Source organism: Xanthomonas sacchari (genome assembly GCF_040529065.1).
GTDB classification, from domain to species: Bacteria; Pseudomonadota; Gammaproteobacteria; order Xanthomonadales; family Xanthomonadaceae; genus Xanthomonas_A; species Xanthomonas_A sacchari.
Genome location: NZ_CP132343.1, coordinates 2,111,049 through 2,133,963, shown reverse-complemented (window position 1 = coordinate 2,133,963; position 22,915 = coordinate 2,111,049). Strand labels below are relative to the sequence as shown.

The 22,915-nt window shown below is 69.7% G+C and carries 21 protein-coding genes; 6 read left to right on the top strand and 15 right to left on the bottom strand.

The genetic code is table 11. The features are described 5' to 3' along the window. Window positions 1-111 precede the first annotated feature (111 nt). On the top strand, window positions 112-2,298 hold the full coding sequence (locus RAB71_RS08965) for a TonB-dependent siderophore receptor (RefSeq protein WP_081481957.1): 2,187 nt from the start codon (window positions 112-114) through the stop codon (window positions 2,296-2,298). A 240-nt stretch (window positions 2,299-2,538) separates the two neighbouring features. Here RAB71_RS08965 and lpxK read toward each other — a convergent pair whose 3' ends face one another. Genes lpxK through RAB71_RS08940 form a run of 5 tightly spaced genes read right to left on the bottom strand, consistent with a single transcriptional unit; the run spans window position 2,539 to window position 8,889 of the window. Then, window positions 2,539-3,573, bottom strand: a complete 1,035-nt coding sequence (gene lpxK / locus RAB71_RS08960) for a tetraacyldisaccharide 4'-kinase (protein ID WP_104609562.1) — start codon at window positions 3,571-3,573, stop codon at window positions 2,539-2,541. Beyond that, entirely contained in the window at window positions 3,570-5,342 is a 1,773-nt protein-coding gene (gene msbA / locus RAB71_RS08955) for a lipid A export permease/ATP-binding protein MsbA (protein WP_010342641.1), read from the bottom strand. Before msbA ends, lpxK begins: the two co-directional genes overlap by 4 nt. Then, window positions 5,339-5,776, bottom strand: coding sequence for a biopolymer transporter ExbD (locus RAB71_RS08950; protein WP_010342642.1), 438 nt, complete (start codon window positions 5,774-5,776; stop codon window positions 5,339-5,341). The genes msbA and RAB71_RS08950 overlap by 4 nt, the downstream gene beginning before the upstream one ends. 4 nt (window positions 5,777-5,780) lie before the next feature. Further along, complete coding sequence (locus RAB71_RS08945; RefSeq protein ID WP_029562039.1) at window positions 5,781-6,443, bottom strand: MotA/TolQ/ExbB proton channel family protein; 663 nt, start codon at window positions 6,441-6,443, stop codon at window positions 5,781-5,783. Then, complete coding sequence (locus RAB71_RS08940; RefSeq protein WP_104609568.1) at window positions 6,337-8,889, bottom strand: DNA internalization-related competence protein ComEC/Rec2; 2,553 nt, start codon at window positions 8,887-8,889, stop codon at window positions 6,337-6,339. Before RAB71_RS08940 ends, RAB71_RS08945 begins: the two co-directional genes overlap by 107 nt. A 257-nt stretch (window positions 8,890-9,146) precedes the next feature. On the opposite strand from RAB71_RS08940, the gene RAB71_RS08935 reads away from it, so the two are divergent. Beyond that, window positions 9,147-10,211, top strand: coding sequence for an SDR family oxidoreductase (locus tag RAB71_RS08935; protein WP_010342645.1), 1,065 nt, complete (start codon window positions 9,147-9,149; stop codon window positions 10,209-10,211). 425 nt (window positions 10,212-10,636) lie between these two features. Here RAB71_RS08935 and lolD read toward each other — a convergent pair whose 3' ends face one another. The 9 genes from lolD to RAB71_RS08890 form a co-directional block, all read right to left on the bottom strand. Beyond that, window positions 10,637-11,365 (bottom strand): lipoprotein-releasing ABC transporter ATP-binding protein LolD, encoded by a 729-nt coding sequence (lolD, locus tag RAB71_RS08930; protein WP_175300596.1) that lies wholly within the window; start codon window positions 11,363-11,365, stop codon window positions 10,637-10,639. 16 nt (window positions 11,366-11,381) lie between these two features. Then, window positions 11,382-12,626: a lipoprotein-releasing ABC transporter permease subunit gene (locus tag RAB71_RS08925; protein ID WP_010342649.1), complete on the bottom strand. Its 1,245-nt coding sequence runs from the start codon at window positions 12,624-12,626 to the stop codon at window positions 11,382-11,384. A 23-nt stretch (window positions 12,627-12,649) separates the two neighbouring features. After that, entirely contained in the window at window positions 12,650-13,102 is a 453-nt protein-coding gene (locus RAB71_RS08920) for a hypothetical protein (RefSeq protein ID WP_010342650.1), read from the bottom strand. Beyond that, window positions 13,053-13,301: a succinate dehydrogenase assembly factor 2 gene (locus RAB71_RS08915; RefSeq protein ID WP_010342652.1), complete on the bottom strand. Its 249-nt coding sequence runs from the start codon at window positions 13,299-13,301 to the stop codon at window positions 13,053-13,055. The genes RAB71_RS08920 and RAB71_RS08915 overlap by 50 nt, the downstream gene beginning before the upstream one ends. A gap of 127 nt (window positions 13,302-13,428) precedes the next feature. Beyond that, entirely contained in the window at window positions 13,429-14,211 is a 783-nt protein-coding gene (locus RAB71_RS08910) for a succinate dehydrogenase iron-sulfur subunit (protein WP_010342653.1), read from the bottom strand. 111 nt (window positions 14,212-14,322) lie between these two features. Further along, entirely contained in the window at window positions 14,323-16,113 is a 1,791-nt protein-coding gene (sdhA, locus tag RAB71_RS08905; protein ID WP_010342654.1) for a succinate dehydrogenase flavoprotein subunit, read from the bottom strand. A gap of 33 nt (window positions 16,114-16,146) precedes the next feature. After that, the gene (gene sdhD, locus RAB71_RS08900; protein ID WP_010342655.1) at window positions 16,147-16,533 is read right to left on the bottom strand and encodes a succinate dehydrogenase, hydrophobic membrane anchor protein; all 387 of its coding nucleotides are present in this window, start codon (window positions 16,531-16,533) and stop codon (window positions 16,147-16,149) included. Next, a complete protein-coding gene (gene sdhC / locus RAB71_RS08895; RefSeq protein WP_010342656.1) occupies window positions 16,530-16,922 on the bottom strand; it encodes a succinate dehydrogenase, cytochrome b556 subunit in 393 nt (130 codons plus the stop codon). Before sdhC ends, sdhD begins: the two co-directional genes overlap by 4 nt. Window positions 16,923-16,982: 60 nt before the next feature. Beyond that, window positions 16,983-17,153 carry a DUF1674 domain-containing protein gene (locus RAB71_RS08890; protein WP_081481960.1) on the bottom strand — a complete coding sequence of 57 codons (171 nt, stop codon included), beginning with the start codon at window positions 17,151-17,153 and terminating at the stop codon, window positions 16,983-16,985. Window positions 17,154-17,192: 39 nt separating this feature from the next. On the opposite strand from RAB71_RS08890, the gene RAB71_RS08885 reads away from it, so the two are divergent. Then, window positions 17,193-18,065, top strand: a complete 873-nt coding sequence (locus RAB71_RS08885) for a folate-binding protein YgfZ (RefSeq protein WP_029562042.1) — start codon at window positions 17,193-17,195, stop codon at window positions 18,063-18,065. Between the two features lie 26 nt (window positions 18,066-18,091). Here the strand turns inward: RAB71_RS08885 and ugpC are convergent, their stop codons facing one another. Further along, on the bottom strand, window positions 18,092-19,216 hold the full coding sequence (ugpC, locus tag RAB71_RS08880; RefSeq protein ID WP_010342659.1) for an ABC transporter ATP-binding protein: 1,125 nt from the start codon (window positions 19,214-19,216) through the stop codon (window positions 18,092-18,094). 441 nt (window positions 19,217-19,657) lie between these two features. On the opposite strand from ugpC, the gene zwf reads away from it, so the two are divergent. The 3 genes from zwf to pgl are packed head-to-tail and all read left to right on the top strand — an operon-like array spanning window position 19,658 to window position 22,814. Beyond that, complete coding sequence (zwf, locus tag RAB71_RS08875; protein WP_010342661.1) at window positions 19,658-21,094, top strand: glucose-6-phosphate dehydrogenase; 1,437 nt, start codon at window positions 19,658-19,660, stop codon at window positions 21,092-21,094. Then, window positions 21,091-22,098, top strand: coding sequence for a glucokinase (glk, locus tag RAB71_RS08870; RefSeq protein WP_010342662.1), 1,008 nt, complete (start codon window positions 21,091-21,093; stop codon window positions 22,096-22,098). The genes zwf and glk overlap by 4 nt, the downstream gene beginning before the upstream one ends. Then, the gene (gene pgl / locus RAB71_RS08865; protein ID WP_010342663.1) at window positions 22,095-22,814 is read left to right on the top strand and encodes a 6-phosphogluconolactonase; all 720 of its coding nucleotides are present in this window, start codon (window positions 22,095-22,097) and stop codon (window positions 22,812-22,814) included. The genes glk and pgl overlap by 4 nt, the downstream gene beginning before the upstream one ends. The last annotated feature ends 101 nt before the right edge of the window (window positions 22,815-22,915 follow it).

Genomic DNA, 22,915 nt, shown 5'->3' with positions numbered 1-22,915 from the left:
AATAGTTCGCATTCGCCATTCGACGACCGGACTGTCCCAGCACGCGTGCCGCTGCGACAGCCTCTGGCGCGACGACCGCGTTGCCTTCCGCCCATTCTATAGACCCCACCGATGAACCTCCCCGCTCCCCCGCTCCGATCCGCTGCGCCGCCCTCCTCCGCCACCACGCGCCGTGCGCTGTGCCTGGCCATCGCCGCATTGCTGCTGCCTGCCGCGGCCGGCGCCGCCGAGGCCGACGCCAGCGCGACCGGCGACCGGCAACCCACCGAGCTGGAGAAGCTGGATGTGGTCGCGCAGCGCAAGGATGGCTATACCCCGCCGCCCAGCGCCACCGGTACTGGCTTGGTGCTGAGTCCGCTGGAGACGCCGCAATCAGTGAGCAGCATCGGCCGCGAGCAGATGGACGATTTCGGCCTGGACAACGCCAACGCGGTACTGGCCTTGGCCACCGGCGTCAACGTGGAGAAGATCGAGACCGACCGCACCTACTACACCGCGCGCGGCTTCGACATCATCAATTTCCAGGTCGACGGGCTGGGCCTGCCGTTCACCAACGGCGGCGCCGAGGGCGACCTGGACACGGCGATGTACGAGCGCGTGGAGGTGCTGCGCGGCGCCAACGGCCTGCTGTCCTCGACCGGCAACCCGTCGGCGACGATCAACTTCGTGCGCAAGCGCCCGACCCAGGACCTGCAGGGAAGCGTCGGCGTCACCGCCGGCAGCTGGGACATGCGGCGGGTGGACGCGGACCTGTCGGGCAAGCTCAACCACAGCGGCAGCGTGCGCGGACGCATCGTCGCCGCCGGCCAGGACGGCGACAGCTACCTGGACCGCTACTCGCTGAAGAAGCGCAGCGTCTACAGCATCGTCGAGGCCGACCTGAGCGACAGCACCCTGCTCAGCGTGGGCGCCAGCGACCAGAAGAACGAACCCCATGGCGGCATGTGGGGCGCCCTGCCCCTGTACTACAGCGACGGCAGCGCCACCCACTATGCACGCTCGACCAGCACCTCGGCCGACTGGTCGTACTGGAACAGCACCGACAAGCGCGCGTTCGTGGAACTGCAGCAGGCGCTGGGCGGCGGCTGGCAGCTCAAGGCCGCGCTGAACTACCGCAAGCTGGAGTCGGACGGCAACCTGTTCTACGCCTACGGCACGCCCGATCGCGCCACCGGGCTGGGGCTGTACTCCTATCCCTCGCGCTACGTCAGCCACGAAACCCAGAAGTACGCCGACCTCTACGCCAGCGGCCCGTTCGTGCTGGGCGGACGCGAGCACGAACTGGTGGCCGGCGTGAAGTGGGCCGGCATCGACGTCTCGCAGGTCTCCACCTACCCCGATTCCAGCGACACCAGCGCCTGGTTCGCCCTGCCCAGCCTGGAGAACTGGAGCGGCGACATCGCCCTGCCGGCGTTCACCACCGCGCCGACCGGCGCCGCGTTTGACATGATCCGCCGCAGCGCCTACGCCACCGCGCGCTGGAACCTGAGCGATGCGCTGAAGCTGATCACCGGCGTCAACCACACCCGGATCGAGAGCCGCGGCCAGAACTACGGCGTGCAGCACGTCTACGACGCCAGCAAGACCACCCCGTTCGTCGGCGCGGTGTACACCTTCGGTCCGAACTACGCGCTGTACGCCAGCTATGCGGAGATCTTCAATCCGCAGACCGAACTGGACCGCAACCTGCGGGTGCTGGACCCGATCACCGGCAGCAACGCCGAACTGGGCATCAAGGGCCAGTGGCTGCAGCAGCGGGTCAATGCCTCGTTCGCCATTTTCCGCGCCAAGCAGGACAACACCGCCGAAGCCGATGCCTACGTCGGCACGCTGCAGACCTACAAGCCAGTGGACGCCACCTCCACCGGCTACGAGTTCGACATCGCCGGCCGGCTCGGCGAACACTGGCAACTCAATGCCGGCTACACCCAGCTGAGCCTCAAGGACGACGCCGGCAACAACGTGCGCACCTACGTGCCGCGCCGCACCTTCAAGCTCGCCAGCACTTACACCGTGCCGCAGTGGGAAGCGCTGAAGCTGGGCGCGACGCTGACCTGGCAAAGCGACATCTCCCGCGACCAGCAGGCCGTGGACACCAGCGGCAATGAGATTTTCACCCGACAGGACAGCTACGCGCTGCTTGGGCTCATGGCGCACTACGACTTCACCCCGCAGTTCAGCGCCACGCTCAACGTCTACAACGTCACCGACCGCAAGTACATCAACAGCCTGTACTGGGCGCAGGGCTACTACGGCGCCCCGCGCAACACCGCGCTGTCGCTGAACTATCGGTTCTAGCGCGGTTGGCCGACGCAACGCGGCGCTCAAGGCGTGGGCTGCGACGAGCGGCGCAGCAGGCCCGAGCGTCGCGCCGCCTGCGTGCCTCCAGGCACCTCTCGGAAGCGTCTTGAACGTCCTGTAGGAGCGGCTTCAGCCGCGACGGGCCTTACCGGTAACGCCCATCGCGGCTGAAGCCGCCCCTACGGGAGACGCTGGATCCGGCGCGATTGCGGCGGAAACAGCCGATGCGCGGCGCCGCTAGTCGCCGGACTCGCCGGCGCGGCCGCGCAGCTTGTCCAGCCGATCCAGCAGGCCGATCCAGAACGCCGCCGGCAGCTCGGCGACCAGCGGCACGCTGAAGCACCAATCGTTGACGAAGGCGGCGCACTTGACCGCGTCCTTCTCGGTCATCAGCACCGGCAGTTCGCTGCCGAAAGCCAGGTCCGCGGCGCGGTACTGGTGGTGGTCGGGAAAGGCATGCGGGACCACGCCGATGCCCTGCGCGCGCAGCATGTCGAAGAAGCGCTGCGGATGGGCGATGCCGGCCACGGCATGCACGCGCTGGCCGGCGAAGCTGCGCAGCGGCCGCGCACGGCCCCCGCGCAACGGCTGCGCGCTGTCGATGCGCAGGCGCATCGCCCATTCGCCGAAGCCGGCTTCGAGCGCGCCGCTGTCGCTGGCCTGGCCGAGGTTGATGACCCGGAAATCGCATTCGTTGCCGCGCGCCACCGGCTCGCGCAGCGGCCCGGCCGGCAGCAGACGGCCGTTGCCGTAGCGGCGCTGGCCGTCCACCACCTCGATCTCGATGTCGCGCTGCAGGCGGTAGTGCTGCAGCCCGTCGTCGCAGACCACGATGTCGCAGCCGGCCTGCAGCAGCGCGCGCGCCGCGGCGACGCGATCGCGGTCCACCCGCACCGGCACGCCGGTCTTGCGCGCGATCAGCACCGGCTCGTCGCCGCCCTGCTCGGCCGAGGTGCCCGGCTCGATCCAGCGCGGCTCCTGCGGCTGGCTGCGGCCGTAGCCGCGGCTGGCCACGCCTGGGCTCCAGCCGGCGTCGCGCAGGCGCTGCACCAGGGCGATGGTCAGCGGCGTCTTGCCGGTACCGCCGGCGGTGAGGTTGCCGACCACCACCACCGGTGCGGCGATGCTGTGGCGCTTGCGCCAGCCGCGCCGGTACAGCGCACGGCGCAGCGCGATCGCCGCCGCGTACAGCGGGGTCAGCACGCGCGCGTGCAACGGCGGCGAACCCGTGCCGTACCAATAGGCGGGGGTGTGTGGCCCGCGCTCGCTCATCCGAGCTGCCTTTCGCGGAACTGCATGCTGTGCAGGTGCGCATACACCCCGCCCAGCGCCAGCAGTTCGTGGTGGGTGCCGCGCTCGACGATGCGGCCATGGTCCATCACCAGCACCTGGTCGGCGTGTTCGATGGTCGACAGGCGGTGGGCGATGACCAGCGTGGTGCGGTCGGGCATCAGCCGGTGCAAGGCATCCTGCACCAGCCGCTCGGATTCGTTGTCCAGCGCCGCGGTGGCCTCGTCGAGGATCAGGATCGGCGCGTCCTTGAGCATGGCGCGGGCGATCGCCAGGCGCTGGCGCTGGCCGCCGGACAGGCGCCCGCCCTTGGCCCCGACCTGCGCCTGCACGCCCTCGGGCAGGTGCTCGACGAACTCCATCGCGTTGGCGTCGGCGATCGCCTGCTGCAGTTGCGCCGGGCCCGCGTCGCGCATCTCGCCGTAGGCGACGTTCTCGGCGATGCTGCCGTCGAACAGCATCACCTGCTGGCCGACCAGGGCGATCTGCCGGCGCAGATCCTCCAGGCGGTATTCCTGCAGCGGATGGCCGTCGAGCAGGATCTGCCCGGACTGCGGGTCGTAGAAGCGCGGGATCAGCTTGACCAGGCTCGACTTGCCGCTGCCGGAGCGGCCGACGATGGCGGTGACGGTGCCGGGTTCGGCGACGAAGCTGACCTCGGCCAGCGCCGGCCGCGCCTGCCCCGGATAGGCGGCGGTGACCTCGCGGAACTCGATCCGGCCCTGCGCGCGCTCGATGTGGCGGGTGCCGCTGTCCTGTTCCTCCGGCGCGTCCAGCACCACGAACAGCCGCTGCGCCGAGGCGACGCCCCGCTGCAGCATGTTCTGCACGTTGGTGAGGTTCTTCAACGCCGGGATGATCGCCATCATCGCGGTCATCAGCGACACGAACTCGCCGGCGGTCAGGCGCCCGGCCAGCGCCTCGTGGCCGGCGATCAGCAGCAGCGCGGCCAGGCCGATCGCGCCCAGCAACTGCACCGCCGCCGAGGAGATGCCGCGGGTGGATTCGACCTTCATCGCCAGATGCAGATTGGTATTGGCCAGGTGCTGGTAGCGCTCCATCTCGCTGGCGCGCGCGCCATAGACCTTGACCTCCTGGTTGCCGGACAGCGCCTGCTCGGCGGACTGCATCAGTTCCGCGTTGCTCTCCTGGATGCGATGGCTGACCCGCCGGTAGCGCTTGGCCACGCGGTCCATCACCCAGGCCAGCGGCGGCGCCACCAGCAGGATGGTGACGGTCACGGTCCAGCTGTACCACAGCATCACCGCCAGCGCGCCGACGATCTGCAGGGTCTGCTGCACCATTACCTTCATCGCGTCGACCGCGGCCTGCGCCACCTGCTCGCTGTCCGAACCCAGCCGCACCAGCATCGAGGCCACCGGCTCGGCGTCGAAGCGGCTGCCCGGCAGGCGCAGGTACTTGTCCAGCACGTTGACCCGGAAATCGCGGGAAATGCTCCGCGCCGCACGCCCCATCGACATGTCGGTGACGTAGCCGGCGATGCCGCGCAGCACGAACAGGCCGACGATCTGCAACGGCAGCCACATCGCCACCTCGCGGTTGCGGGCGATGAAGGTCTCGTCGGTGATCGGCTTCATCAGCGCCAGGAAGCCGGAGCCGGCCAGCGCTTCCAGCAGCGCGCCGACGGCGGCGATCAGCAGCAGGCCGCGGTAGCCGCCGGCATAGGACAACAGGCGGCGATAGGTCCGCCAGGGAGAATCCTGGACGGGCACGTCGGTGGGTACATTCACTTGGAGCTTCCGTCCCTGTTGACTTCGGGGGCAGTGGCGATGGCGATGCGGCGGAATCCGAGCTGGCCCAGCGCGTCCTGCGCGGTGACCACCGCCTGGTACGGCGTGCGCGCGTCGGCACGCAGCAGCACCGGCTGCTCGCGGTCGTCGCCGGCGACCTGGGCGATGCTGCGCTTGACCGACTCCACGTCGGTGCGCAGCACTTCCTGGTCGTTGATGAAGTAATGCCCGTCGGCGTTGATCAGCACGCTCAGCGCGCGCGCCGGCGGCGGCGCATTGCGGTCGCTGGCGTTGGGCAACTGCAGTTGCAGCGTCGAACGTGCATCGAAGGTGGTGGTCACGACGAAGAAGATGATCAGCACCAGGATGACGTCGATCAACGGCACCAGGTCGATGTGCGGCTCGTCCTGGCCACGGTCGTCGCGGATCCGCACCGGCTCAGCCCTTGGCCGTCGCGGCGTTCGACGCGGCGCCGCGTGCCGCTGGCGCCACGGCACGGCCGTGGCCGTCCAGTGCATCGGTCAACGCGGTGGCTTCCTGCTCCATCTCGATCACGTAGCCGGCGATGCGGCCCTTGAAATGGCGATGGAAGATCAGCGCCGGCACCGCGATGATCATGCCGGTGGCGGTGCACACCAGCGCCTTGCCGATGCCGCCGGCGAGCTGGTTCACATCGCCCAGGCCATGGTCGAGGATGCCGAGGAACATCTGGATCATGCCGACCACGGTGCCGAGCAGGCCCAGCAGCGGCCCGGCCGAGGCGATCGTGCCCAACGCGTTCAGGTAACGCTCCATGCGGTGCACGACATGCCGGCCGGTGTCCTCGATGCGCTCGCGCACGATCTCGCGCGGGCGGTTGCGCACGTCCAGGCCGGCGGCGAGCAGCGCGCCCAGCGGCGAATTGCGCCGCAACGATTCGATGTGGGTGGGGTCGAGCTTGCCGCGCGTGGCCCAGTTGCGCACTTCCTGGCCCAGTCCCGGCGGCAACACTTCGCTACGGCGCAGGCTCCAGAACCGCTCCAGGACGATCGCCAGCGCGACCACGCCCAACAGCAGCAACGGCACCATCGGCCAGCCACCGGCCTTGACCAGTTCCCACACGTCGCAACCCTCCGGCACGCTCGGCCGTTCGTTCACTGGCCGATAGGATAGCAGCCGCCCGCGCCCGCTCCGCCGCGTCCCACAGCCGCGCCCGCCAGGGCCGCCGCTCGCGCAGTTGCAGGCCGGCGCGCCCCAACCACACGCGCAGCGCACCGCCCTGCGGGGTGTCGGCGACCTCGGCGCCGGCGGCCTGCCAGCGCGCCACCACGCCCGGATGCGGATGGCCGAAGCGGTTGCCGTAGGCCGCCGAGACCAGCACCAGCCGTGCGCTGGTGGCGGCGACGAAGGCCGGCTGCGAGGAATGCGCGCTGCCATGATGCGGCGCCACCACCACGTCGGCGCGCAGCGCCTGCGGTGCCTCGCGCAGCAGCGTGCGCTCGACCACGTCGCCAATGTCGCCGGCCAGTAGCAACGCGCCATGCGCGGTCTCCACGCGCAGCACGCAACTGGATTCGTTGCGCAGATAGGGAAAGTGCCGCGCCGGGTGCAGAAATTGGAAGCGCACCCCATCCCACTCCCAGGCCTCGCCGGCCACGCAGGCCCGGTCCACCGGCAACGGCGCGCCGGCGGGGGCCTGGACCAGGCCGACCGGCAACGCCGCGCGCACCGCGGCCAGGCCGCCGGCGTGATCGTTGTCGCCATGACTGATCACCGCGCGATCCAGCCGCGCCACGCCAAGCGCATGCAGCGCCGGCACCACCACCCGCTCGCCGGCGTCGTAGCCGTCCTCCACCGCCGGCCCGGTGTCGTACAGCAGCTGATGGTGGGCGGTGCGGACCAGCAACGACAGCCCCTGCCCCACGTCGAACATCACCAGATCGACCTCGCCCGGCCGTGGCCGCTCCAGTGGCGGGTGCAGCAACGGCAGCCACAGCAGCGCCGCCAGCGGCTTGCCCGGCACGGCGCGCGGCAACAGCAGCCAGAACGCGCCCAGCAGGGCCAGCGGCAGCGCCCAGTCGCGCGCCTCCGGCAGCCAGCGCAGGGCGAAGCGGCTCTCGCCCAGGGCGACGAACAACGGCCAGGTCAGGTCGAAGCAGGCAGCGGCCAGGCGCCACAGCCAGACGCCCGTGCCGGCATGCAGTGCCTCCAGCGCGGTGCCGAGCAGGGCCAGCGGCACCACCACCAGGCTCCACCAGGGGATCGCCAGCAGATTGGCCAGCGGCCCGACCAGCGAGGCCTGCCCGAACAGCATCGTGCTCACCGGCAGCAGGCCGACCGTGGCCACGCCCTGCGCGGTCAGGAAACTGCGCAGCGTCTCGCGCCAGCCGCGCCCGGCGTCGGGCATGCACCAGGCCAGCCAGGCGACGCCGAGGAAGCTCAGCCAGAAGCCGGCCGAGAGCACCGCCAGCGGGTCGCAGAGCAGCATGGCGATCGCCGCCAGCGCCAGCGCGTCGACCACCCGCACCGGCCGCCGCCACAGCCGGGCCGCGACCACCACGGCGATCATCAGCGCGGTGCGCACGGTCGGCAGGGCCATGCCCGACACCAGGGTGTAGCCGCCGGCCCCGAGCAGCGCCAGCGCCGCCGCGGCCTGGCGGCGCGGCCAGTAGCGGCCCAGTTGCGGCCACAGCCGCCACAGGCCACCGCCGAGCAGTGCGAAGGCACCGGCGACCAGGCCAACATGGAAGCCGGAAATGGCGATGAGATGGGTCAGGCCGGCGGCACGCAGGATGCGCCAGTCGCGATCGTCCAGGCGCCGCGTGTCGCCCAGCGCCAGTGCCTGCACGTAGCGCGCCGAGGCCTGCGGCACGGCCGCGGCGATGCGTGCGGACATCTCCGCACGCCAGGCGTCGATGCCCTGACCCGGCGTCAGTTGCGCTGCCACACGCGGCACCACCACGTAGCCGCTGGCGCTGATCCGCTGCGCCAGCGCATAGGCCTCGGCATCGAAGCCGCCCGGATTGCTCAAGCCGCGCGGTGCACGCAGGCGCACTTTCAACTGCCAGCGCGCGCCGGCGCGCAGGGCGCTGCGCGGCCCGGCTTGGTGCGTGCCGAAGTCGTCGTACCACGCCAATTGCAGCAGGCGCCCGCGCACCGGCGCCGGCTGCGCCGCGTCGTTGCCTACGCGGAACAGGAAGCGGGTGCGGCGGGTCTCCGCCTGCGGCAGTTCCACCACCTGGCCACGGACGTCGACCACGCGCTTTTCCCAGTCGGCCGGCAACTGCCTTGCCAGCACCATGCCGGCGACCAACGCCAGCCAGCCGGCACCGATCGCGAACGCCCCCAGCCAGCGCCAGCGCGGCGCCGCCACGTACAGCGACGCCCCGACGAGCAGGATCGCCACGGCCAGCGGCCAGGGCAGCAGGCGCGGCAGCCACAGCGCGGCCAGCACACCGGCGGCGAGGCTGGCCGCGACCGCAGCGCCGAACGGCGCCGGTGCCGGCCAGCGCGACCCGCCAACGCCAGCGACGTCTCGACGCGACACGGCCTCTGCTGCCAGTTGCATGTGCTTGCCCTCCATGGCATCGGCGGATCGGACGCAACGACACGACTCCGCGCGGGCATCCACAACGTGCAATGCCATCGCGATCGCCGTGCCAGCGTCGCATCGCGCTCCGACGCGGGCCATCGGGCTACGCCGGGACACCGCGTCAGAATTTGCCTAAGCCGAGCGCGCGCCGCGTCACAGTCCTGGCGCAGTTCGCCGCAGCTTCATCGCCAGGCGCCTATGGTGCTGTGCCCAACGTCGTAAGGAGTGCGCGCATGCGCAAGGGCATCGCACTGATCGTCGGAGTCACTGGCATCTCCGGCTACAACCTCGCCAACGTGCTGGTCGCCGACGGCTGGACCGTCTACGGGCTGGCGCGCCGCCCGGTGCCGCAGGAAGGCGTGATCCCGGTGGCGGCCGATCTGCTCGACCGCGAGGCCACCGTGGCCGCGCTGCGCGGGCTACCGATCACCCACGTGTTCTTCTGCACCTGGACGCGGCGCGACACCGAGAAGGAGAACGTCGCCGCCAATGGCGCGATGCTGCGCCACCTGTGCGAAGGCCTGGACGGCGCAGCGCTGCAGCACATGGCGCTGGTCACCGGCACCAAGCACTACCTGGGCTCGTTCGAGCACTACGGCAGCGGCAAGGCGGAGACGCCATTCCGCGAGAGCGAACCGCGGCAGCCGGGCGAGAATTTCTACTACACGCTGGAAGACCTGCTGTTCGACGCCGCCGCGCGCCATGGCTTCGGCTGGAGCGTGCACCGCTCGCACACCATGATCGGCCAGGCCAACGGCAGCAATGCGATGAACATGGGCGTGACCCTGGCGGTGTATGCGACGCTGTGCAAGCACACCGGGCAGCCGTTCGTGTTTCCCGGCTCACGCGCGCAGTGGGACAGCCTCACCGACCTCACCGACGCCGGCCTGCTCGGCCGCCAGTTGGCCTGGGCGGCGACCAATCCGGCCGCACGCAACCAGGCCTTCAACACGGTCAACGGCGACGTGTTCCGCTGGCGCTGGATGTGGGGCGAAATCGCCGCGTTCTTCGGCCTGGACCCTGCCCCCTATCCGGAGGCGCCGATGCCGCTGCAAGCGCGCCTGCAGGACGCCGCGCCGGCCCTATGGCGCGAGATCGCCGAGCAGCATGGGCTGGTGCAGGCGGACGTCAACCAACTCGCCTCGTGGTGGCACACCGATGCCGACCTCGGCCGCGAGATCGAGTGCGTCAACGACATGACCAAGAGCCGCGATCTCGGCTTCCTCGGCTACTACGACAGCCGCGCATCGTTCCTGGAGCTGTTCACGCGACTGCGCGCGCAGCGGGTGATTCCCTGAGGCGCGCGGCTGGGTGACACGTGTAGGAGCGGCTTGCAGCCGCGACGGGCCCTACCGGTGATGCTCCGTCGCGGCTGAAGCCGCTCCTACGGGGCGCTTGCGATCGAAGTGCTTGCGCCTGTCCGAGGATCGCTGGTGTCGGCAGATGCAGTGAAGCCACTGCGGCTCGCTGCCTGGTTCGTCGCGCGTGACGTCGCTCCACCGCGCGGCGAAGCGTCTATGTGCACTGTGGGAGGGACTTCAGTCCCGACGCGCATTGCATCGGGGCGCAGGACACCGCTCTTGTCGTGACCGCGAGCGCTGCACAGCAAGCCAGGCTGTCACGCCCGGCCCCGCATGCAACAGACTTCGGCGGCTCGCGACCTCAGGCCGCGACTATTCCCGACACCGTGCAAGGTGGCGACATATGCCGCCACCACGCTCGCTCAAACGTCCGCAGGCGCCAATTCGCGCAGCTTGCCCTGGTGCAGTTCCAGCACGCGATCCAGCTTGCGCGCCAGGCTGCGGTCGTGGGTGACCAGGACCAGGCTGGTGCGTTGCGCGCGGTTGAGTTCGAGCATCAGCGCGAACACGTTGGCCGCGGTCTTGTCGTCGAGATTGCCGGTCGGCTCGTCGCCGAGCACGCAGGCCGGGCGATTGACCAGGGCACGCGCCACCGCGGCGCGCTGGCGCTCGCCGCCGGACAACTCGCCCGGCTTGTGTTCCAGACGATGGCCCAGGCCCACCGATTCCAGCAGCGCCCGCGCGCGCGCATCGGCATCGGGCATCGGCGCGCCGCCCAGCAGCACCGGCATCATCACGTTCTCCAGTGCAGTGAACTCGGGCAGCAGGTGATGGAACTGGTAGACGAAGCCCAGCGAGCGGTTGCGCAACTGCCCGCGCGCCGCGTCGGTCAGCGCCGACATGCGCTGCCCGGCCACGTAGACCTCGCCGGAGGTCGGCACGTCGAGGCCGCCGAGCAGGTGCAGCAAGGTGCTCTTGCCGGCACCGGACGCGCCGACGATGGCCACGGTCTCGCCAGCGGCCACGCTCAGCTCAAGGCCGTCGAACACCGGCGTGCGCATCTTGCCTTCGGCGTAGGTCTTGGCCAGGCCTTCGGCGCGGATCGCCGCGCCCGCTTGTGGCTTCTGCATTCCCGATTCCCGATTCCCCATTCCCGATTCCCGGCCCTCATTCATAGCGCAGCGCCTCCGCCGGCTGCGTGCGCGCCGCACGCCAGGCCGGGTACAGCGTGGCCAGGAAGCTCATCAGCAAGGCCACGATGGTGATCACCATGACGTCGTGCGGCTGCATGTCGGTAGGCAGGCCGGTGATGTAGTAGACGTCCTCCGGCAGCAGCTTGATGTTGAACACCGCCTCGATGCCGGCCAGGATCCGCTCCAGGTTGAGCGTCAGCACGATGCCACCGATCACGCCGGCGACGGTGCCGATCACGCCGATCAGCGTGCCCTGCACCATGAACACCTGCATCACCCCGCCCGGGCTCAGTCCCAGCGTGCGCAGGATGGCGATGTCGGCCTGCTTGTCGGTCACCAGCATCACCTGCGAGGACACCAGGTTGAACGCGCCCATCGCGATGATCAGCGACAGCAGGATGCCCATCACCGTCTTTTCCATTTTCAGCGACTGGTACAGGTTGGCGTTCTCGCGGGTCCAGTCGCTGACCATGTACGGGCCGTGCAGGTTCAGCGCCAGGTCGCGCGCCACGTTCCAGGCCTGGTCCATGTCGTACAGCTTCAGGCGCACGCCGGTGACGCCGTCGCCCATGCGCAGCACGCGCTGCAGGTCCGGCATGCTGGTCACCGCCAGGCCGCGGTCGATCTCGTTGTAACCGGCCTCGAAGATGCCGCTGACGGTGAAGCGCTTGTAGCGCGGCACCATGCCCATCGGGCTGGCCTGCGGCTCGCCCAGCATCACCACCACCTTGTCGCCGACGCCCACGCCCAGCCACAGCGCCAGCTCCTGGCCAAGCAGGATGTTGTAGGACCCCGGGGTCAGGCTGTCGACCGAGCCCTGCTTCATCTTCTGCGCCAGCACCGAGACCTTGGCCTCTTCCTTGGGCAGGATGCCGCGGACGATCGCCGGCTGGTTGCGCTGGCCGGTGAGCAGGGCCTCCTCCTCGACGTAGGGCGCGGCGCCGGCGACGCGCTTGTCGCGCATGGCCACGTCCACCGCGTGCTGCCAGTCCTCCATCGGCGCGCCCTGCGCGCTGACCGTGGCGTGCGCGGCCATCTGCAGCAGGCGGTCGCGGATCTCCTTCTGGAACCCGCTCATCACCGCCAGGGTGGTGATCAGCACGGTCACGCCCAGGGCGATGCCGAGGATCGAGGCCATGGAGATGAAGGAGATGAAATTGTTGCGGCGCTTGGCGCGCAGATAGCGCAGGCCGATGGCCACGGGTAAGGGTTTGAACATGCGCAGCCACCATCCAGGGAGCGCTATGGTGCCATTTGCGGCGGCGCAGACGAAGCGGCATGGGCGGCAGCGGCCAGACGCAGTTCACGTCGTGCCGCCGGTGGCAGCGTGTCCGGCCACCACGCCAGGCGCTGGGTGCGCCCCTGCGCGTCGCGCCAGCGCACGAACGCCAGCGGCCCGCGCCAGGCGACCTGCAGCGCGCTCACTGCCGCGCCGTCGACGCTGGGCGCACCGGCGCCGGCAGGAAGCACCAACGTGCGCGGCGCCCGCCCGGCCTCACGGCGCAGCAGCCACGCCGCGTAGAGCAGCGCCAGCACGGCGGCCGGCCAAGCCAGACGTAACGGCAGATCGGAACCGAGCAGCGACAGCGGCGCCAGCGCGCCGAGCAGGGTCAGCGCGGCCAGCAGCCAGCGCGAGGGGCGCCAGTCAAGCCGGCATGGCGCGGATGGAAGCGATGAGATCGGCGGCGCGCGCATCGGGACAGGCCTCGTAGCCCATGAACCAGCGCCACAACTTATCGTCCTCGCAATCGAGCAGGTATAGGAAAACCCCGCGCTCGGCCTCGGAAGCCTCCCCCCAGCGCCGGTCCAGGTAGCGGCCGAACAACTGGTCCAGTTCGCGCATGCCGCGGCGGCAGCGCCAGCGCAGCTTCTTCAGTTCGGTGCTCTCGTCCATCGCATGCGCCCTTGCCTGGGGGCGGCGCCGCACGGCAGCCGCCGAAAACGAACGCGGCACCGAACCCGAAAGCCGGTGCCGCGCGATCGGCGGGCAGGCCCGCCGCTTGGAACGTGCGCCGCTGCGATCAGGCGCGGCGCGCCATCATCAGCTTCTTGATCTCGGCGATCGCCAGCGCCGGGTTCAGGCCCTTCGGGCAGGTCCGCGCGCAGTTCATGATGGTGTGGCAGCGGTATAGCTTGAACGGATCTTCAAGATCGTCCAGACGCGCACCGGTGTCCTCGTCGCGCGAGTCGATGATCCAGCGGTAGGCCTGCAGCAGGATCGCCGGGCCCAGGTAACGTTCGCCGTTCCACCAGTAGCTCGGGCAGCTGGTCGAGCAGCAGGCGCACAGGATGCACTCGTACAGGCCGTCGAGCTTCTTGCGGTCCTCCGGCGACTGCAGCCGCTCGCGATCCGGCGGCGGCGGAGTCTGGGTGCGGATCCACGGCTTGATCGAGGCGTACTGCGCGTAGAAGTGGGTCAGGTCCGGCACCAGATCCTTGACCACGCTCATGTGCGGCAGCGGGTAGATCGGCACTTCCTTCTTGCCGCAGTCGGCGATCGCCTTGGTGCAGGCCAGCGTGTTGGTGCCGTCGATGTTCATCGCGCACGACCCGCAGATGCCCTCGCGGCACGAGCGGCGGAAGGTCAGGGTCGGGTCGATCTCGTTCTTGATCTTGATCAGCGCGTCCAGAACCATCGGGCCGCACGCGTCCAGATCCACCTCGTAGGTGTCGGTCCGCGGGTTGCTGTCGTCGTCCGGATTCCACCGGTAGACCTTGAAGGTCCGCACATTTTTCGCGCCCTTGGCGGGAAAGTGCTTGCCCTTGCCGATCTTGGAATTCTTGGGGAGGGTGAACTCTGCCATGGCTTTAAAATCCGGGAATGGGGATTGGGGAATGGGGAATGGGAAGCGGGAGCGAAGAGCGCATGCGCTGTTCTCGATTCCCGATTCCCTACTCCCGTTTCCCGGCTGTGGTCAGTAAACGCGCGGCTTCGGCGGCACCACGTCCACGTCCTTGCTGAGCGTGTACATGTGCACCGGGCGGTAGTCGAAGCTGCACTGGCCCTTGTCGTCGACGGTGACCAGCGTGTGCTTCTGCCAGTTGACGTCGTCGCGGTCGGGGAAATCCTCGTGGGCGTGCGCGCCGCGGCTTTCCTTGCGCTGTTCTGCCGAGTTGATCGTCGCCACTGCGTTGAGCAGCAGGTTGTTCAGCTCGTAGGTCTCGATCAGGTCGGAGTTCCACACCAGCGAGCGGTCGGACACCTTGACGTCCTCGAAGCTGGCGAAGATGTCGGCCATCTTGTCCACGCCTTCCTTCAGCGTCTTGCTGGTGCGGAACACCGCCGCGTCGGACTGCATGGTGCGCTGCATCTTGTCGCGGATCACCGAGGTCGGGGTGCTGCCGTTGGCGTTGCGCAGCTTGTCCAGCAGGCCCAGCGCCTTGTCGCAGGCGTCGCCCGGCAGGCCCTTGTGCGGCGCGCCGGTCTTGATCGTCTCGGCGCAGCGGTTGGCCACCGCGCGGCCGAACACCACCAGGTCGAGCAGCGAGTTGGAGCCCAGGCGGTTGGCACCGTGTACCGACACGCAGGCGGCCTCGCCGATGGCGTACAGGCCCGGCACCACCGCATCGGGGTTGTCGCCGTCCTTGCGCACCACTTCGCCGTGGTAGTTGGTGGGGATGCCGCCCATGTTGTAGTGCACGGTCGGGATCACCGGGATCGGCTGCTTGTGCACGTCGACACCGGCGAAGATGCGCGCGCTCTCGGCGATGCCGGGCAGCTTGTCGTCGATCACGCCCGGGCCGAGGTGGGTCAGGTCGAGCAGGATGTGGTCCTTGTGCTCGCCGACGCCGCGGCCTTCGCGGATCTCGATGGTCATCGAACGCGACACCACGTCGCGCGAGGCCAGATCCTTGTAGTGCGGCGCGTAGCGCTCCATGAAGCGCTCGCCGCTGCTGTTGCGCAGGATGCCGCCTTCGCCGCGCACGCCTTCGGTGATCAGGCAGCCGGCGCCGTAGATGCCGGTCGGGTGGAACTGCACGAACTCCATGTCCTGCATCGGCAGGCCGGCGCGCATCACCAGGCCACCGCCGTCGCCGGTGCAGGTGTGCGCCGAGGTGGCGCTGAAGTAGGCGCGGCCGTAGCCGCCGGTGGCCAGCACCACGCCGTGGGCACGGAACAGGTGCAGCGAGCCTTCGGCCATGTCCAGGGCGAGCACGCCGCGGCAGGCGCCTTCCTCGTCGAAGATCAGGTCGAGCGCGAAGTACTCGATCATGAAGCGCGCGTTGTGCGCCAGCGACTGCTGGTACAGCGTGTGCAGCATGGCGTGGCCGGTGCGGTCGGCGGCGGCGCAGGTGCGCTGCGCGGACGGGCCTTCGCCGTACTTGGTGGTCATGCCGCCGAACGGACGCTGGTAGATCTTGCCGTCCTCGGTGCGGCTGAACGGCACGCCGTAGTGCTCCAGCTCGATGATCGCCGGGATCGCCTCGCGGCACATGTACTCGATCGCGTCCTGGTCGCCCAGCCAGTCCGAGCCCTTGATGGTGTCGTAGAAGTGGTAGCGCCAGTCGTCCTCGCCCATATTGCCGAGCGCGGCGGAGATGCCGCCCTGCGCGGCCACGGTGTGCGAACGGGTCGGGAAGACCTTGGTCAGGCAGACCGTCTGCAGGCCCTTCTGGGCCAGGCCGAAGGTCGCGCGCAGGCCGGCGCCGCCGGCGCCGACCACGACCATGTCGTACTTGTGTTCGGTGATCTTGTAAGCGGACATCGAAATGTGGTTCCTAGAGGGGGCGCCGATGGATCAGGCGATGCCCAGCGCGATGCGCGCCACGGCGAAGATGCTGACGATGGCGCCGAGCACGGCGACGAAGCGCACGATGGTCTGCGCGGCCAGGGCCAGCAGCGAGGTGTGCACGTAGTCTTCCAGCACCACCTGCATGCCGAGCTGGGCGTGCCAGAACGCCGCGATCAGGAAGCCGACCAGCAGGATCGCGTTCCACGGCTTGGCCACGGCCTCGGTGGCGGCGACGTAGTCCGAACCGAGCAGGCTCAGCACGAAGATCAGGAACCAGATCGACAGCGGCACCAGGGCGGTGGCGGTCAGGCGCTGCAGCACGAAGTGCTCGGTGCCGGTCTTGGCCGCGCCCAGGCCGCGGACGTTCTTCAACGGGGTGCGATAGCGGCTCATGCGGTGGCTCCCAGCAGCACGTAGGCCCACACCGCGGCGGTCAGCACGAAGCTGAGCACGACCGACAGCCAGCCGATGGTGACGAAGGCGCGGACCGCGTAGCCCTGGCCGAAATCCTGCAGGATGTGGCGCAGGCCGCCGAACAGGTGGAAAGCGAAGCACCAGGTCCAGCCGAACAGGAACACCTGGCCGTACCAGGCGCCGGCGATGTCGCGGAAGAGATTCCAGGAGGCGGGGCCGAGCATCAGCGCCAACAGGCCGGCGGCGATGATCAGGGCACCGATCGACAGCACGATGCCGGTGGCTCGATTCAGGATCGAGGTCACCATCTGGATCTGCCAGCGATAGACCTGCAGATGCGGGGAAAGGGGACGTTCGCGCGTAGCCATTCGCTGGGCTCGTTGTCTCGGCTGGGCGGCGTGCTTAAGGCCGCGTTGGCTCAAAGCTGCTCAAAAATCGATGCAGCGTCCGTTTTTCTCCCAGTCGCCGTAGCGCGTCGGCTCGAGGCCGCCGCGCCCGCCGATCTCCCGCGGCGCAGGCTCGGTCTGCGGAGGGGTGTCCTCGGCAGGCCGCTGCGTTTCGGGATCGGACTCGGGTGTGGGGGTTGGTTGGCCTATCATGCGGGTCTCACAACTCGTCAATTTTAGTCCTCCCCTCTCGTGCCTGACAACCTGAATCTGGAATCCGGCGGTTTTTCCGCCTTGCCACACCTGCAATACGTCGCCTTGCGCGGTCCGGATGCAGCGGCCTTCGCCCATGCGCAATTCGCCAACGACGTGCAGGCGCTGGCACCCGGGCAATGGCAATGGAACGCCTGGCTCACCGCCAAGGGCCGGGTGATCGCGGTGTTTGCGCTACTTCGCCAGGCCGACGACGCCTTGCTGATGCTGCTGGCCGACGGCGGCGCCGAGGAACTGGCGACGGCACTGGGCCGCTTCGTGTTCCGGCGCAAACTGCGCGTCACGGTCGAGGACACGCTGCATGCCTTCGGTCGTTTGAGCGTACCCGAGCAGGCCCGGGGCGCGGCGTCGGCGCGCGATGAGGCCGGCGTGATCGAACTGGACATGGGCGGCGACGGCCTGCCGCGCACCCTGCGCCTGGTGCCGGCGCCGGTCGCGGATGCGCCGGCCGCCGACCCGGCGCTGGCGCAGGCCTGGCGCGCGGCCGACCTGCGCCTGGGCCTGGCCCGGCTTGCGCCGAGCCAGCGCGAACAATGGACGCCGCAGCAGTTGGGCCTGGACCGGCTGCACGCCTTCAGCGTCAAGAAGGGCTGCTACCCCGGCCAGGAAATCGTCGCCCGCACCCACTTCTTGGGCAAGGCCAAGCGCGCCGCGCAGTTGCTGGAAGTGGATGCGACCGTCGCCATCGACGCACCGGTGCTGCGCGACGGCCAGCCGTTCGGCAGCGTGGTCAGCGTCGCCGGCACCCTGGCATTGGCGGTGCTGCCGCTCGAGGAGGCGCCGCCGGCGGGACTGGACGTCGACGGCCACCCCGCACGGTGGCAGCCACTGGTCGACGGCCTGGCGCGCTGAGCGCGCGCCGTAACGCCAGCTTTCGCTTACGGCTGTTGCGAATCCCCAATCCCAAATCCCGAATCCCGCGCCTCCAGGCGCCCCCCACTCTCGGCATCGAAGAAGTGCAGCGCGTCGCCGCGCACCGCCACCCGCAGGCGCTCGCCCAGGCCCGGCAGCGCGCGCGGCGCCACCCGCATCACCAGCGGCTGCGCGCCGTGGCTGAGATTGACGAAGATCTCGTTGCCGACCGGCTCGATCACCTCGATGGTGGCCTCGAAGCCGCCCTGCGCGTCGTCGCTGGGCTGCAGGTGCTCCGGCCGCACGCCGATCGCCAGCTCCCGGCCCAGCCATTGCGGCGCGACCTGCGCACCCGGCAGCGGCACCCGGTCGCCGTCCTGCAACTGCAGCTGCAGGCCGCCCTCCTCCACCAGCCGCCCGCGCAGCACGTTCATCGCCGGGCTGCCGAGGAAACCGGCCACGAACAGGTTGGCCGGGCGGTCGTACAGCGCCATCGGCGTGTCGATCTGCTGGATCACCCCGTCCTTGAGCACGACGATGCGCTGGCCCAGGGTCATCGCCTCGACCTGGTCGTGGGTGACGTAGATCATGGTGGTGCCGAGCTTGCGGTGCAGTTGCGCGATCTCGGTACGCACCGAGTGGCGCAGCTTGGCGTCCAGGTTGGACAGCGGCTCGTCGAGCAGGAATACCGCCGGCTCGCGCACCAGCGCGCGACCCAGCGCCACGCGCTGGCGCTGGCCGCCGGACATGGCGCGCGGCAGCTTGTCCAGCATCGGGGTCAGGCCCAGGGTGTCGGCGGCGGCGGCCACGCGCTGGCGGATGACCTCCTTGCTCTCGCCGCGCAGCTTGAGCCCGAACGCCAGGTTCTCGGCCACGGTCATGTGCGGATACAGCGCATAGCTCTGGAACACCATTGCGATGTCGCGGTCCTTCGGCGCCACCTCGTTGACCACGCGCTCGCCGATGCGCAGCTCGCCGCCACTGATCTCTTCCAGGCCGGCGATCATCCGCAGCAGCGTGGACTTGCCGCAGCCCGATGGCCCGACCAGCACCATCAGTTCGCCGTCGGCCACTTCGAAGCTGGCCCCGTGCACGGCGACCTGACCGTTGTCGTAGACCTTGCGGATGTTGTCCAGTTGTACTTTCGCCATGTATCCGGTTTCCGGCAGTGAGGAACGGGCTGCCGCCGGTCCCTCCCGAGGGCAGTGCATACGAATTCGGGTCGCATCATGCCCGCGCGCAGGCAACAATGGATCGCGATGCGGTATTCTGCCATGTAACCGTTTTCACGGGGCAACATCGAGCCTGGGAGGGCATGCAATGCGATCCGCCAGCCGCCGCTCCGGCGCGCCGCCGTCATCCTGCCGGATGACGACCGACCTGCAGCATGAGGCATTGGAGAGGTATGCTCAGAGGTCTGGCAGTCGTATTCATCTCCTGGATCGTGCGTTCCCGCCTGGCGGCCCTCCCGCGTCACGCCCTCGCCCGAACCGGCCGGATACAGGCCGTCGCCGCCGTTCGCTTTCCCACGCCACGTCACTCCCAGCCCCCAGGTGATCGACACCATGTCACCCGAAACCGAAACCCGGCCGATGCACGATACCTTCCTGTTGTTCGGCGCCACCGGCGATCTGGCCCAGCGCTACCTGTTCCCCTCGCTGCTGCGCATGCTCGACGACGGCTTCCTGCCGGAAGACTTCCGCATCCGCGCACTGGCGCTGTCGCCGCACGACACCGCCAAGTTCCACGAGATCCTCAAGCCGCGCCTGCAGGCGGCGATGCCGCAGATCGGCGAATCGATCGTGCAGGCGCTGCTGGCGCGCATCGACTACCGCTCGGTGGACCTGCGCGATGCCGAATCGGTGGCCGCCGCGGTGCGCGATCTGACCGCGCGCCGCTGCGTGAGCTACCTGGCGATCCCGCCGGGGCTGTACATCAGCACCTGCCAGGGCCTGGCCCTGGGCGGCGCCCTGGCCGCACCGCACCGGCTGATGCTGGAGAAGCCGATCGGCCACGATTCGGACAGCGCCCGCGAGATCGTGCAGGCGATCGGCGCGCTGATCGACGAGGACCGCGTGTTCCGCCTGGACCACTACCTGGGCAAGGCCGCGGTGCAGAACCTGATCGCGCTGCGCTTCGGCAACACCCTGCTGGAAGCGGTGTGGAATCGCAACTACATCGAGTCGGTGGACATCCTGGTCGCCGAGAGCGAAGGCGTGGACGGCCGCGACGCCTACTACGCGCGTTCCGGCGCGCTGCGCGACATGGTGCAGAGCCATATCCTGCAGCTGCTGTGCCTGGTGGCGATGGAGCCGCCGGCGTCGCTGGAAGCCGACCGCATCCGCGACGAGAAGGTCAAGGTGCTGCGCGCGCTGCGTCCGCTCAGTGCAGAACATGCCGCCCGCGACAGCGTGCGCGGGCGCTACACCGCCGGCACCATCAACGGCCAGCCGGCGCAGGCCTACCAGCCGCCGGAAGGCAGCGACGTGGAGACCTTCGCCGCGGTCACCGCCTACATCGACAACTGGCGCTGGGCCGGCGTGCCGTTCCGCCTGTGCACCGGCAAGCGCCTGGCCGAGCGCTCCACCCGCGTGGTGGTCACGCTCAAGCCGGTCACCCACTGGCTGTTCGAGCGCCCGGCCGCGCAGCAGGTGGCGCCGAACCGGCTGACCTTCCAGTTGCAGCCGCAGGAGAACATCGAACTGGGGCTGATGAGCAGCCTGGCCGGCCCGGAATGGGGCGCGCTGGAACTGCAGCCGCTGGAACTAGAACTGTCGGTGCCCACCGGCCTGCACCGGCGCATCGCCTACGAGCGGCTGATGCTCGACGCGCTCAACGGCAACCATGCGCTGTTCGTGCGCGACGACGAAGTCCGCGCCGCCTGGGCCTGGATCGACAGCGTCAGCGCCGCCTGGGCGCAGGCGCAGCTGCCGCTGCTGCCCTACCCGGCCGGCAGCTGGGGGCCGGAGGAAGCGCAGGCCTACGTCTCCTGCGACCAGTCCGGCGCCGCGCCGAAGGTCGCGCAATGAGCGCGCCGCAGCGCCCGGTGCTGGTCGCCGACATCGGCGGCACCAATGCCCGTTTCGCCCTCGCCGATCTCGACGCCTCGGTGCCGCTGCTCGACGACAGCACCCAGACCTACTCGGTGGTGGAATTCCCGTCGCTGGGCGACGCCGCCCGCCACTACCTGGAACAGACCGGGGTGGACGCGCGCAGCGGTACCTTCGCGGTCGCCGGCCGCGTCGACGGCGACGAGGCGCGCATCACCAACCATCCGTGGGTGATCTCGCGGGCGCGCACCCGCGCCATGCTCGGCTTCGACGAACTGCACCTGATCAACGACTTCGCCGCGCAGGCGATGGCGATCAGCCTGCTGCGACCGCAGGACGTGGTCCAGGTCGGCGGCGCCAGCTGGACGCCGTCGCCGATCGAGGTGCCGCGCAACTATGGGGTGATCGGCCCCGGCACCGGCCTGGGCGTGGGCGGCCTGCTGATGCGCGGCGGGCGCTGCTTCCCGCTGGAGACCGAGGGCGGCCACGTCAGCTTCCCGCCGGGCACGCCGGAGGAGATCCGCATCCTCGAACTGCTGTCGCAGCAGTTCGGCCGCGTCTCCAACGAGCGCCTGATCTGCGGCCCCGGCCTGGTCAACATCCACCGCGCGCTCAGCGAGATCGCCGGCGACGATCCGGGCCCGCTGCAGCCGGAGGACATCACCGCCCGCGCCGCGCAGGGCGACTACCGGGCGATGCGCACGGTGGACGTGTTCTGCGCCGTGTTCGGCGCCATCGCCGGCGATCTGGTGCTGATGCAGGGCGCCTGGGACGGCGTGTTCCTGACCGGCGGGCTGGTGCCGAAGATGCTCGACGCGATCCAGCATTCCGGGTTCCGCCAGCGCTTCGAGCACAAGGGCCGGTTTTCGTCGATCATGGCGCGGGTGCCGTCGCTGGCGGTGATCCACCCCCGTCCCGGCCTGCTCGGTGCCGCCGCCTACGCGGTGGACGCCGCGCGGCAATCCCCAGGAGCCATCGCATGAGCCCCACGCTGTCCGACCGCATCACGCTGATCCGCTACGACGATCCGGACGAATGGATCGACGCGGCGGCGGCCGAGATCGGCACCGCGCTGCGCGAGGAGATCCAGCGCCGCGGCGGCGCGCGCCTGCTGCTGTCCGGCGGCACCACCCCGGCGCCGGTGTACCAGGCACTGGCCGAGTTGCCGCTGGACTGGTCGAAGCTGGAAGTCGGCCTGGTCGACGAGCGCTGGCTGTCGCCGCAGGACAGCGACAGCAACGCCTACCTGGTCCGGCACAGCCTGCTGGACCGCGCCGAGGAGGCGCGTTTCGAACCGCTGGTGCGGGTCGGCAAGCCGCTGCAGGAGAGCGTGCACGCCGCCAACCTGCACGCGCAGCACGCCCCGGCCGCGTGCATGGCGGTGCTGGGCATGGGCGGCGACGGCCACACCGCCTCGCTGTTCCCCGGCGCCACCGACCTGAACAAGGCGCTGACCAACCCGCTGCCCTACGCCGCGCTCGACGCCACCGGTTGCCCCGGCGCCAACACCTGGCCGCTGCGCATCACCCTGACCCCGGCCGGCCTGGCGCCGATCGGCCAGCGCATGCTGCTGTTGCGCGGCAAGCAGAAGCTGGAGGTGCTGGAGCGCGCGCTGGCCGGCACCGATCCGCACGAGTATCCGATCCGCGTCGCCTTCGATACGCCGGGTGCGCGCCTGCGCGTGCATTGGTGCGAGTGATGAGGCCGGGATTGGGGATTGGGGATTGGGGATTCGCAACAGCTGCGCGCTGATGCGTTCCTGCTCTTCCGATTTCCGATTCCCGCTCTTTCGATTCCCGA

Excerpts from the sequence above, each read along its gene's own strand:
- RAB71_RS08965 (WP_081481957.1), top strand. The coding sequence starts at position 112 with ATGAACCTCCCCGCTCCCCCGCTCCGATCCGCTGCGCCGCCCTCCTCC.
- lpxK (WP_104609562.1), bottom strand. The coding sequence starts at position 3,573 with ATGAGCGAGCGCGGGCCACACACCCCCGCCTATTGGTACGGCACGGGT.
- RAB71_RS08940 (WP_104609568.1), bottom strand. The coding sequence starts at position 8,889 with ATGCAACTGGCAGCAGAGGCCGTGTCGCGTCGAGACGTCGCTGGCGTT.
- RAB71_RS08935 (WP_010342645.1), top strand. The coding sequence starts at position 9,147 with ATGCGCAAGGGCATCGCACTGATCGTCGGAGTCACTGGCATCTCCGGC.
- lolD (WP_175300596.1), bottom strand. The coding sequence starts at position 11,365 with ATGGGGAATCGGGAATCGGGAATGCAGAAGCCACAAGCGGGCGCGGCG.
- RAB71_RS08925 (WP_010342649.1), bottom strand. The coding sequence starts at position 12,626 with ATGTTCAAACCCTTACCCGTGGCCATCGGCCTGCGCTATCTGCGCGCC.
- RAB71_RS08920 (WP_010342650.1), bottom strand. The coding sequence starts at position 13,102 with ATGCGCGCGCCGCCGATCTCATCGCTTCCATCCGCGCCATGCCGGCTT.
- RAB71_RS08915 (WP_010342652.1), bottom strand. The coding sequence starts at position 13,301 with ATGGACGAGAGCACCGAACTGAAGAAGCTGCGCTGGCGCTGCCGCCGC.
- RAB71_RS08910 (WP_010342653.1), bottom strand. The coding sequence starts at position 14,211 with ATGGCAGAGTTCACCCTCCCCAAGAATTCCAAGATCGGCAAGGGCAAG.
- sdhA (WP_010342654.1), bottom strand. The coding sequence starts at position 16,113 with ATGTCCGCTTACAAGATCACCGAACACAAGTACGACATGGTCGTGGTC.
- sdhD (WP_010342655.1), bottom strand. The coding sequence starts at position 16,533 with ATGAGCCGCTATCGCACCCCGTTGAAGAACGTCCGCGGCCTGGGCGCG.
- sdhC (WP_010342656.1), bottom strand. The coding sequence starts at position 16,922 with ATGGCTACGCGCGAACGTCCCCTTTCCCCGCATCTGCAGGTCTATCGC.
- RAB71_RS08890 (WP_081481960.1), bottom strand. The coding sequence starts at position 17,153 with ATGATAGGCCAACCAACCCCCACACCCGAGTCCGATCCCGAAACGCAG.
- ugpC (WP_010342659.1), bottom strand. The coding sequence starts at position 19,216 with ATGGCGAAAGTACAACTGGACAACATCCGCAAGGTCTACGACAACGGT.
- zwf (WP_010342661.1), top strand. The coding sequence starts at position 19,658 with ATGCACGATACCTTCCTGTTGTTCGGCGCCACCGGCGATCTGGCCCAG.
- glk (WP_010342662.1), top strand. The coding sequence starts at position 21,091 with ATGAGCGCGCCGCAGCGCCCGGTGCTGGTCGCCGACATCGGCGGCACC.
- pgl (WP_010342663.1), top strand. The coding sequence starts at position 22,095 with ATGAGCCCCACGCTGTCCGACCGCATCACGCTGATCCGCTACGACGAT.